We start from the raw sequence: 9,294 nt of genomic DNA on the forward strand, positions 1-9,294 counted from the left end.
GGCGCCCGCGCGCCCGGAGCGTGCGCCCCGTCTGCGCCCGCTCCTCGCACCGCTGGCCACCGCGACGGCCGCCGCGGCGCTCGTCGTGGCGTCGCTCTTCGCGGTCCAGGCGCACCGGACGGAGGAGCGGCTGGAGGCCGAGCGCGCTCTGGCGCGTGAGATCGCCCACGTTCTCGCCGCCCCCGACGCCCGCGCGGCCGGCGAACGGGACGCCGTGGGCCGCGGAATCGGAGTAGTCGCCTCCGCCCAGGAGGGGAGCGCCGTCGTGACCCTGAGCGGGCTGGGCGAACCACCGGGCCGCCGCGTCCACCAGCTGTGGCTCACCCGGCCCGACGCCCCACCGCACTCCCTGGGCCTCTTCGAGGGCGACACGCCCTTGGTCGCGAGCGGAATGGACGCCGACGCGGTGTCACTCGCCGTGACGGTGGAACCCGACGGAGGGTCACCACGGCCCACCAGCCAGCCAGTTGTTCAACTCGCCCTGGATTCGGTCGGATTCGGAGAGTGATCGCCGCCGCCTCACAGGGTAGAAGAATGCCGTGACCGCGATACACGAGTGCCCCAAGGGGGCGATAGGGTTACTCTGCCCGGGCCGGGTGGACGCGTACGGGTGGGGAGTGACATGGAACAGATAACAGCGCGCAGGGCGCGAGTCCCTGCGATCACCTGCGGGAGCAGCGCGACCAGTTCGCGCCTCGACCGACATCTCTCGGTGCTGGCCGGTCCGCCCGTGCCGCAGCGCGAGGCGGCCGAGGCGACGTCCCTGATGCGCGAGATAACCGCACGCAGCCCGCACCAGCGCGGTGGCAGGGGAACCCGGGTGCACCGGGTGTCGCTGTTCGCCCCGCTGCGCCGCCTGCGCCGCTCGCTGTTCGGCGGCCGCTGAGCACCAGGGCCGACGGTCCGCTCGTACCCGTCGGTCCCGCAGTACGGAAGCCCGCGCCCGGCCCGCCGGGCCACCCACGCGCAGCGCTGCGCTCGAGTCGTCCGTCATCCCCACGGCCCGCAGCAGCCGGCGTCCCGGTGTGCCCCCGGGCGCGGGTCCCACGTTCCTTCCGTGCCCCCGGCCTTCCGCGCCCCCGTACCCACCCGGCGCGTGACCGGGGGCCGCGGTGTTCCGCCACCTGCCGCCCTCTTCAGAGCAGCGCGAACTGGCCCCCAGGGCCCTCCTCCTGATGGTCCAGGACGGATGCGGGCCGGCGTGCGGAGTCCGGCACCGGCAGGACGCCGGCCGCCCGCAGTCCGGCCGCGGTGATCGGGTCCCGCCCGTCTCCGGCCTCGTCCCTTGCCTCGGTTCCGTCCTCCGCCCCGTCTCCCGCTCCGTCCTCGGCGAGCAGGGCCAGCACGGTGATCAGTTCCAGCAGTTCGGAGGTCCAGGTCTGCGGCCACCCGGTGGGGCGCACCGCCTCCAGGGTGCCCGGCGCGGCCCCTTCCGTGCGCCGGGCGAACCACGCCTCGATGACCCTGACCCCGCCGACGTGGAAGTCCCACGCCGCCGGGGGCACGGGAGAGATGCGGCCGTCGCCGACCAGCAGGGTCTCCTCCGCGCGGTCGTAGAGCGGCTGCGGCGGCCGCGGCGGCAACGGGGCGCGGACGTACGGGCGGCGGCCGCCCGGGAGCTTGGGGCGCTCGCCGTTCCGCCGCATCAGCCACAGCGCCCGGTGCCCCGCCGCGACGCCCGCACGCCACATGTCGGGGTCCGCGGTCAGCGGGACCTTGATGCCGTCGGCCCCCGGGCGGGCGGCGCTCACGATCCAGGCAAGGACGTCGAGGGGGTCCGGGGCGGCGCCCAGGCGTGCGGCGAGGTGGGCGGTCAGGCCGGGGGCGAGGTTGGGCTCGGCGCCGCCCGGCCGCCGGTACAGCGGGCGGACCCGGCCGGCGCGCGGACCGTGCGCCGGGTGCAGCGGCAGCAGGGACGACGCCAGCAGTACCGGCCCCGGGGAGCCGGGCACCGCCGCCTGCTCGACGACGAACACCTGCTCCGCGTCCCGCACCCGCCACAGCTCGGGCCGCGCAGCGTCGATCAGCCGGTGGTCGGGGATGAGCCACTGCTCGTCGAAGGGGGCGGCGAGGACGCGTACGGGCTCCGGGCACGGGCCCGACTCGCGGATCAGCCGCGCGGTGCCGCCCGACCGCCCCGGCAGCCGCCCCACGGCCGTGTACGGGGTACGGGAGCGCGTCGGCTCGAACAGGGCCTCGCGCTCCGGGCCCTCGGCCCTCACCAGGGCGTCCCAACGGGCCGTCAGCGAGGCCGCGTCGGGGGCCGCCGGCCACCCCCGGCCGAGCCGCGGCGGTGCGACGGACCACGGCATGAGGTCCGCCAGCAGCGGAGCGTCGTCGTGCGTCACGCTGGGCATCGTACGACGCCCCCCGCCGCCGCCGATCCGGGTCAATGGGCGTCCAGGGTCACCGTGAAGGAGAAACGGTCCCCGCGGTAGTGGATCACCGCGACGTCCAGCACCCGGCCGTCCTCGCCGTACGTCACGCCCGTGTAGTGCAGGATCGGGCTGAGCAGCGGCACTTGGAGCAGCCGGGCCGTCTCCGGGTCCGCGAGACGGGCCTGCACCGTGTCCGTGATGCGGGCGATGCCCACGCCCACCGCGTCCCGCAGCACCTTCGTCATCGGCCAGCGGACCAGGTCCTCCCGGTCGATGCGGGCGGCGAGTTCGGGGCGGACGTAGTTGCGGGCGTGGTTGGTCGGCTCGCCGGTCCGCTCGTCGCCGCGCAGCCGGTGGTACGTCGCCACCTCGGCCACGCCCGGGAAGTGGTCGGCGAGTTCGCCGGGCGGGGCGGCCGCTCCGCAGTCCAGCAGTTCGGTCGTCATCCCCGACTGCTGGGCCACGATCGCGTCCACGGAGCCGAGCAGCCGTACGGGGCTGCCGCGCCGCGCGCTCGGCTCGATGAAGGTGCCGCGCCGGCGGTGCCGGGTGATGAGCCCCTCGTCCTCCAGCTCCTTCAGCGCCTGCCGCATGGTCAGCACGCTCACCCCGTAGTGCCCGGCGAGCTGTTCCTCGGTCGGCAGACGCAAGGGGGCCTGGGGCGGCCGGCCGAGGATCGAGGCCCGCAGGGACTGTGAGACCTGGTACCAGAGCGGCAGCTTGCGGTTCAGGACGATCGAGTCCGGCGCGAATGACGTCACGACGGTATCCGTACCGGTCGCGAGCGTTCAGTGCAATGTCCCGAAGTGACGCTCGAGTCCCGACCACACGTCGTCGTACCGCTGTTGCAGGTGCCGTGCCCCGGCCGCCTGCCCGGTGAGCACGAGGGGCCACCGGGTCTCGAACATGAACGCCAGCCCGTCCTCGACCTTCTGCGGCCGCAGCTCGGCGGAGCTGGCCCGGTCGAACGTCTCCCGGTCCGGACCGTGCGCCGACATCATGGTGTGGAGGGAGCTCCCGCCCGGCACGAAACCGCCCTTCCCGGCCGTCTTGGCGTCGTACGCCCCCTCGACGAGCCCCATGTACTCGCTCATCACGTTGCGGTGGAAGTACGGCGGCCGGAACGTGTCCTCGCCCACCAGCCAGCGCGGCGCGAAGACGACGAAGTCCACGCCGGCCAGCCCGGGGGTGTCGGACGGCGAGGTGAGCACCGTGAAGATCGACGGATCCGGGTGGTCGTAGGAGACGGACCCCATCACATTGAAACGGCGCAGGTCGTAGACGTACGGCACGTTGTTCCCGTGCCAGGCGACCACGTCGAGCGGCGAGTGTCCGTACGTCGCCCGCCAGAGGTTGCCGCAGAACTTGTTGACCACCTCCACCGGGCCCTCCACGTCCTCGTACGCGGCGACCGGGGCCAGGAAGTCCCGGGCGTTGGCCAGGCCGTTGGCGCCGATCGGGCCGAGGTCGGGGAGGCGGAAGGGGGCACCGTAGTTCTCGCACACGTAGCCGCGTGCGGCGTTGTCGAGGAGCTCCACCCGGAAGCGGACGCCGCGCGGGACCAGCGCCACGTGACCCGGCTCGGCGGCCAGCAGCCCGAACTCCGTGCGCAGCAGCAGCCCGCCGCGCTCGGGCACGATCAGCAGCTCGCCGTCGGCGTCGCTGAACACCCGCTCCATCGACACGTCCGCGTGGTACAGGTGCACCGCCATGCCGGTGCGCTGGGTCACGTCCCCGTTGCCGCCCAGGGTCCACAGGCCGGCCAGGAAGTCCGTGCCCGCGGGCGGCTCGGGCAGCGGGTCCCAGCGCAGCCGGTTCGGGTCGGGCACCGTCTCCGTGAACGGGCCCGTGCGCAGCGCGCCGTTGTCCGCGCGCGTGAACGCGGGATGCGCGGCCGACGGCCGGATCCGGTACAGCCACGAGCGCCGGTTGTGCCCCCTCGGCTCGGTGAACGCCGAACCGCTCAGCTGCTCCGCGTACAGCCCCGAGGGCGGGCGCTGGGGCGAGTTGCGGCCGACGGGGAGGGCCCCGGGCACCGCCTCCGAGCTGTGTTCGTTGCCGAAACCGCCGAGGTGGGTCAGTGCCTCGGCGGTCTTCCTCGCGTCCCCGGTCATGATCGCTCCCTCGCCCCTGATTCCTCTGTAGAACCGTAGGATTCGATGGGGGCGGAACACAAGGGGTATGCGCGCCACTTGCGGGACGCGCGCGGGGCAGGTACGGGGCGGCGGACCGTGGAGCTCCTCGGAACGCGCGGACGGCGCGGCACGTTGGAACGGGCAGAAGACCGACCCCAGGAGGATCCGCTTGTCAGAGCGGTGCTCTAGTCTCCCCGGCATGTCGTGGACGCACGGATGTGCCACCGGGCGACACGGACGAGAGGGGGCGGAGCGACCGTGGGGAACTCGAGAGGGGCGTGCCGGAGACGCGCGCCGGGGTCCGGCCCGGCGACGAGGAGGGCGGGGACGTACGGCTGACCGTGTCCGTCCCGTCTTCCTCGCAGGCCCACAACAAGGCCCGTAGCAGGGCCCGCACCAAGGTCCGGCCCGACGGGCGCCGCCGTACCCGGCGCCCGTCGCGACCCGGGGGAAAGAGATCATGAAGCCCGAGCACCAGGCGACCTCGCTGCGCCGCGCGCCCGTGCAGCGCCGTAGCGCCGAACGACTGACCAGAATCCTCGACGCCTGCGCCGAACTCCTCGACGAAGTGGGTTACGACGACCTGAGCACCCGGGCCGTGGCCCTGCGCGCGGGTGTCCCCATCGGCTCGGTCTACCGTTTCTTCGGCAACAAGCGCGCCATGGCCGACGCCCTCGCCGAGCGCAACCTCGACCGCTTCACCGAACGGGTCGCCGAACGCCTCGAGGGGAAGCTCGACGGGGACTGGCGCACCGCCATGGACGCCGTCCTCGACGAGTACCTCGACATGAAGCGCACCGCCCCCGGCTTCGCGCTCGTCGACTTCGGCAACCAGATACCCGTCGGTGCCCACCGCGAGGCGCCCAACCACCGCGTCGCCGACCGCCTCATCGAACTCCTCGCGGGCTATGTCGGCCGGGCGCCCGACCAGGACCTGCGCCGCACCTTCCTGGTCGCCGTGGAGACCGCCGACTGCCTGGTCCACCTCGCCTTCCGGGCCGCACCGGGCGGCGACGAGCGGATCGTCGCGGAGATGCGGGCGCTGCTGCGGGCCTATCTGGGGCGGGTGCTGGACTGAGCGCGCGGGCGCACGCGGGTGTGCGCGGGCGCACGCGAGCACTGCGAACGCCACGAGCGCCCACCGCGCGGCGCGCCGCTCTGGCTCACCGCTGTGACCAGGGGTTTTGCGCTTATTGCTCACGCGTCAACGTCTTGTTAACGCTCGTTGTCGCGTCCTAACGTCGCCTGATCCACCGGCCCCGCCGGCTGTTCAAGGGCGAACGTTAGGTGTCCCATTCATGCTGACCATCCTCGGCTTCGTGATGATCGCGACCTTCCTGGTCCTGATCATGATGAAGAAGATGTCGCCGATCGCGGCGCTCGTGCTGATTCCGGCACTCTTCTGTGTGTTCGTCGGGAAGGGTGCCCACCTCGGCGACTACGTCATCGAAGGGGTGGGCACCCTGGCGCCCACCGCCGCGATGCTGATGTTCGCGATCGTCTACTTCGGTGTCATGATCGACGTCGGCCTCTTCGACCCGGTCGTGCGGGGCATCCTGCGCTTCTGCAGGGCCGATCCCATGCGCATCGTGGTCGGTACGGCCCTGCTCGCCGCGATCGTGTCGCTGGACGGCGACGGCTCGACGACGTTTATGATCACGGTCTCGGCGATGTACCCGCTGTACAAGCGCCTGAAGATGAGCCTGGTCGTCATGACCGGTGTCGCCGCCACCGCCAACGGCGTCATGAACACCCTGCCCTGGGGCGGCCCGACGGCCCGCGCCGCCACCGCGCTGAACCTGGACGCGGCCGACATCTTCGTCCCGATGATCCCGGCCCTCGCCGCCGGCCTCGTCTGCGTGGTGATCCTGGCGTACGGGCTCGGACTGCGGGAGCGCAAGCGGCTCGGAGTGCTGAGCCTGGACGACGTCCTGGAGCGGGAGCGGGCCCGCGAGGACGGCACGCGGGAGACCGGGACGGTGCTCGTCGGCGCCGGCAAGGGACGTACGGCCGAGGGACGGGACGCCAGGGCCACCGGCGGTTCCGGCACGTCCGGCGGTACCGGTACGTCCGGCACGGATGCCGACGCCGACGCCGACGACGATGCCGACGCCGCCGACGATGCCGCCGAGGAGGACGCGCGCCTCCAGGGCCTCGACCCGAACCGCCCGACGCTGCGCCCCGGGCTGTACTGGTTCAACGCGTCGCTGACCGTGGCGCTCCTCGCGGCGATGATCATGGAGCTGCTGCCGATCCCGGTGCTGTTCCTGCTCGGCGCCGCGCTGGCCCTGACGGTCAACTTCCCGCGCATGGAGGAGCAGAAGGCACGGCTCGCCGCCCACGCCGACAACGTCCTCAACGTCTCCGGGATGGTCTTCGCCGCCGCCGTCTTCACCGGCGTCCTGCAGGGCACCGGCATGGTCGACAGCATGGCCGAATGGCTGGTCGGCGCCGTCCCCGACGGCATGGGCCCGCACATGGCGCTCGTCACCGGCTTCCTGAGCCTGCCGCTCACCTACTTCATGTCGAACGACGGCTTCTACTTCGGCGTCCTGCCGGTGCTCGCGGAGGCCGGCGCCGCGCACGGGGTGACGCCGCTGGAGATGGCCCGCGCCGCGATCGTCGGCCAGCCGCTGCACATGTCCAGCCCGCTGGTGCCGGCCGTGTACGTGCTCGTCGGCATGGCCAAGGTCGAATTCGGCGACCACACCCGGTTCGTGGTCAAGTGGGCGGCGCTGACCTCGCTGGTGATTCTCGGGGCCGGGGTACTGATGGGCATCATCTGACCGATCATTGTCGGTGACGGCCGTCGTCGGACGGTCGCCGTGTCGCCCGTAGGAGGGACGTCATCGTGAGGCCCGGTGGAAACCGTGGCTGGCTGCTCCGCCTCGTCATCGCCTTCAGTTTCGCGCAGGGGGCGGTGTCGATGGCCCGGCCGGCCGTCTCCTACCGGGCCCTCGCGCTGGGCGCCGACGAGCGTGCGGTCGGTGTGATCGCGGGCGTCTACGCCCTGCTGCCGCTCTTCGTGGCCGTACCGCTCGGCCGCCGTACCGACAACGGGCGGTGCGCGCCGCTGCTGCCCGTCGGCGTCGTCCTGATATCCGGCGGCTGCGCCCTCAGCGGCCTCGCGGACTCCCTGGCGGCGATGGCGGCCTGGAGCGGCGTGATGGGGCTGGGCCACCTGTGCTTCGTGATCGGCGCGCAGTCGATCGTGGCCCGCCAGTCCGCGCCGCACGAACAGGACCGCAACTTCGGTCACTTCACCATCGGCGCCTCCCTCGGCCAGCTCGTCGGCCCCGTGGCCGCGGGCGCGTTGATCGGCGGCCCGGACATGGCGGGCACGAGCGCGCTGGCGCTGCTCGTCGCGGCCGCCGGGGCGGCGGTCGCGTGCACGTCGCTGTGGCGCATCGAGCACCGTGCGACGGCCCCCGGCGCCCGTCCGCGGGACGGGGGACGGGTCCCCGTGCACCGCATCCTGCGTGCCCGGGGCGTGCCCGGGGGCATCTTCGTCAGCATGGCGGTGCTGTCCGCGACCGACATCCTCACCGCGTACCTGCCAGTGGTGGGGGAGGACCGGGGCATCGCGCCGTCCGTGATCGGTCTGCTGCTCAGCCTGCGGGCGGCGGCGACCATCGCGTGCCGGCTCGTGATGACGCCCATGCTGCGGTGGTTCGGGCGGACCGCGCTGCTCAGCGTGACCTGTCTGCTGTCGGCCCTGCTGTGCGCCGGGATCGCGCTGCCGGTTCCCGTGTGGGCGCTCGCCGTGATGCTCGCGGTGCTCGGCTTCTGCCTGGGGGTGGGGCAGCCGCTGTCCATGACCACGGTCGTGCAGGCCGCCCCGGACGGCGCCCGGTCCACCGCGCTCGCCCTGCGGCTCACCGGCAACCGGCTCGGCCAGACCGCCGCGCCCGCCGCGGCGGGGCTGATCGCCGGGGTCGCGGGGGTCGCCGCGCCGTTCGTGATGCTCGGCGCGCTGCTGCTGCTCTCCGCGGGCACGGCCCTGCGGTCGCCCGCCACACCGGGCGGCGGTCCGGCCGACGAACGGGCCGACGAACGGGCCGACAAACCGGACAGCGAGCCGGACGGCGGAGCGGACAGCCCACCGGAAGGCGCCGCCGGGGCGCGGCGGACCGGGGTGCCGTTGGGCCGTAAGGGCGATATCTGACGGGGTGCGAGGCGCGGCACGTCCATCGGCGCGGGCGGATGGACGGAAAGTCGGGTGAACGCCGATTTGTGTGAATATCACCTGACCCGGAGGTCTCGCATGTCCACCTCGTCCCTCCCATGCCGCGCGGGAGCACGCTCCGGCGCCGTCGGCCTCGCGGCGCTCGCCCTCACGGGAGCCGCCTTCCTCGCCGCCTCCGCCGCCGTCGCCGCTCCCGGTGACAACGGGGACGTCACACCGCGGATGCAGGGCGTCGCCGTCGCCCCGCAGAGCGGCCGGCCGGCGGTCTGCCGGTTCCAGCTCGACGCCACGAACTTCGAGACGGTCCAGGGCATCGACTGGACCGTCGAGCCCCAGCCCGCCAAGGCCGACGGCACCTCGCTCTCCGGCTCGTTCTCCCTGTCCCAGGGCGCCGGCGAGTCGGACTCCATGACGATCCCGGAGGGGCCGTACCGGCTCACCTGGAAGCTCCTCGGCGGAGAGGGCGCGGGCAAGCAGAAGGACTTCAAGGCGGCGTGCTCGGAGCCCGGGCAGTCCGCCACCGGCCCGAGCGCCGCCGACCCGGGCACCGCCCGCCCCAGCGCGCCCGGCTCCGCCCGCCCCAGCGCGGCCGCTC

At 73.4% G+C, this 9,294-nt stretch carries 9 protein-coding genes; 6 read left to right on the plus strand and 3 right to left on the minus strand.

Annotation, left to right across the window (positions count from 1 at the left end; translation table 11 throughout):
* Both UW392_RS09220 and UW392_RS09225 read left to right on the plus strand, forming a co-directional pair.
* Positions 1–508 (plus strand): anti-sigma factor (locus tag UW392_RS09220; protein WP_320774408.1); only part of this gene is annotated, 508 nt, incomplete at its 5' end.
* Positions 509–622: 114 nt separating this feature from the next.
* Positions 623–886 carry a hypothetical protein gene (locus UW392_RS09225; RefSeq protein WP_320774409.1) on the plus strand — a complete coding sequence of 88 codons (264 nt, stop codon included), beginning with the start codon at positions 623–625 and terminating at the stop codon, positions 884–886.
* 250 nt (positions 887–1,136) lie between these two features.
* On the opposite strand, the gene UW392_RS09230 is transcribed toward UW392_RS09225, so the two are convergent.
* From UW392_RS09230 to hmgA, 3 genes are read right to left on the minus strand one after another with little or no spacing between them, the layout of a single operon-like run.
* Positions 1,137–2,357, minus strand: coding sequence for a type ISP restriction/modification enzyme (locus UW392_RS09230; RefSeq protein WP_320774410.1), 1,221 nt, complete (start codon positions 2,355–2,357; stop codon positions 1,137–1,139).
* A gap of 32 nt (positions 2,358–2,389) precedes the next feature.
* Positions 2,390–3,139 (minus strand): GntR family transcriptional regulator, encoded by a 750-nt coding sequence (locus UW392_RS09235; protein WP_320774411.1) that lies wholly within the window; start codon positions 3,137–3,139, stop codon positions 2,390–2,392.
* Positions 3,140–3,166: 27 nt separating this feature from the next.
* Positions 3,167–4,492, minus strand: a complete 1,326-nt coding sequence (hmgA, locus tag UW392_RS09240; protein WP_320774412.1) for a homogentisate 1,2-dioxygenase — start codon at positions 4,490–4,492, stop codon at positions 3,167–3,169.
* A gap of 481 nt (positions 4,493–4,973) precedes the next feature.
* On the opposite strand from hmgA, the gene UW392_RS09245 reads away from it, so the two are divergent.
* From UW392_RS09245 to UW392_RS09260, 4 genes are all read left to right on the plus strand, one after another.
* A complete protein-coding gene (locus UW392_RS09245) occupies positions 4,974–5,591 on the plus strand; it encodes a TetR/AcrR family transcriptional regulator (RefSeq protein WP_320774413.1) in 618 nt (205 codons plus the stop codon).
* A 220-nt stretch (positions 5,592–5,811) separates the two neighbouring features.
* Complete coding sequence (locus tag UW392_RS09250) at positions 5,812–7,299, plus strand: citrate:proton symporter (protein ID WP_320774414.1); 1,488 nt, start codon at positions 5,812–5,814, stop codon at positions 7,297–7,299.
* 65 nt (positions 7,300–7,364) lie between these two features.
* On the plus strand, positions 7,365–8,678 hold the full coding sequence (locus tag UW392_RS09255) for an MFS transporter (RefSeq protein WP_320774415.1): 1,314 nt from the start codon (positions 7,365–7,367) through the stop codon (positions 8,676–8,678).
* A 99-nt stretch (positions 8,679–8,777) separates the two neighbouring features.
* Positions 8,778–9,294: hypothetical protein (locus tag UW392_RS09260; protein WP_320774416.1), on the plus strand; the 517-nt coding region annotated here is incomplete at its 3' end.

The organism is Streptomyces sp. CRN 30 (assembly GCF_034105845.1).

Coding starts and splice junctions, on each gene's coding strand:
- hmgA (WP_320774412.1), bottom strand. CDS start 4,492: ATGACCGGGGACGCGAGGAAGACCGCCGAGGCACTGACCCACCTCGGC.
- UW392_RS09250 (WP_320774414.1), top strand. CDS start 5,812: ATGCTGACCATCCTCGGCTTCGTGATGATCGCGACCTTCCTGGTCCTG.
- UW392_RS09245 (WP_320774413.1), top strand. CDS start 4,974: ATGAAGCCCGAGCACCAGGCGACCTCGCTGCGCCGCGCGCCCGTGCAG.
- UW392_RS09225 (WP_320774409.1), top strand. CDS start 623: ATGGAACAGATAACAGCGCGCAGGGCGCGAGTCCCTGCGATCACCTGC.
- UW392_RS09230 (WP_320774410.1), bottom strand. CDS start 2,357: ATGCCCAGCGTGACGCACGACGACGCTCCGCTGCTGGCGGACCTCATG.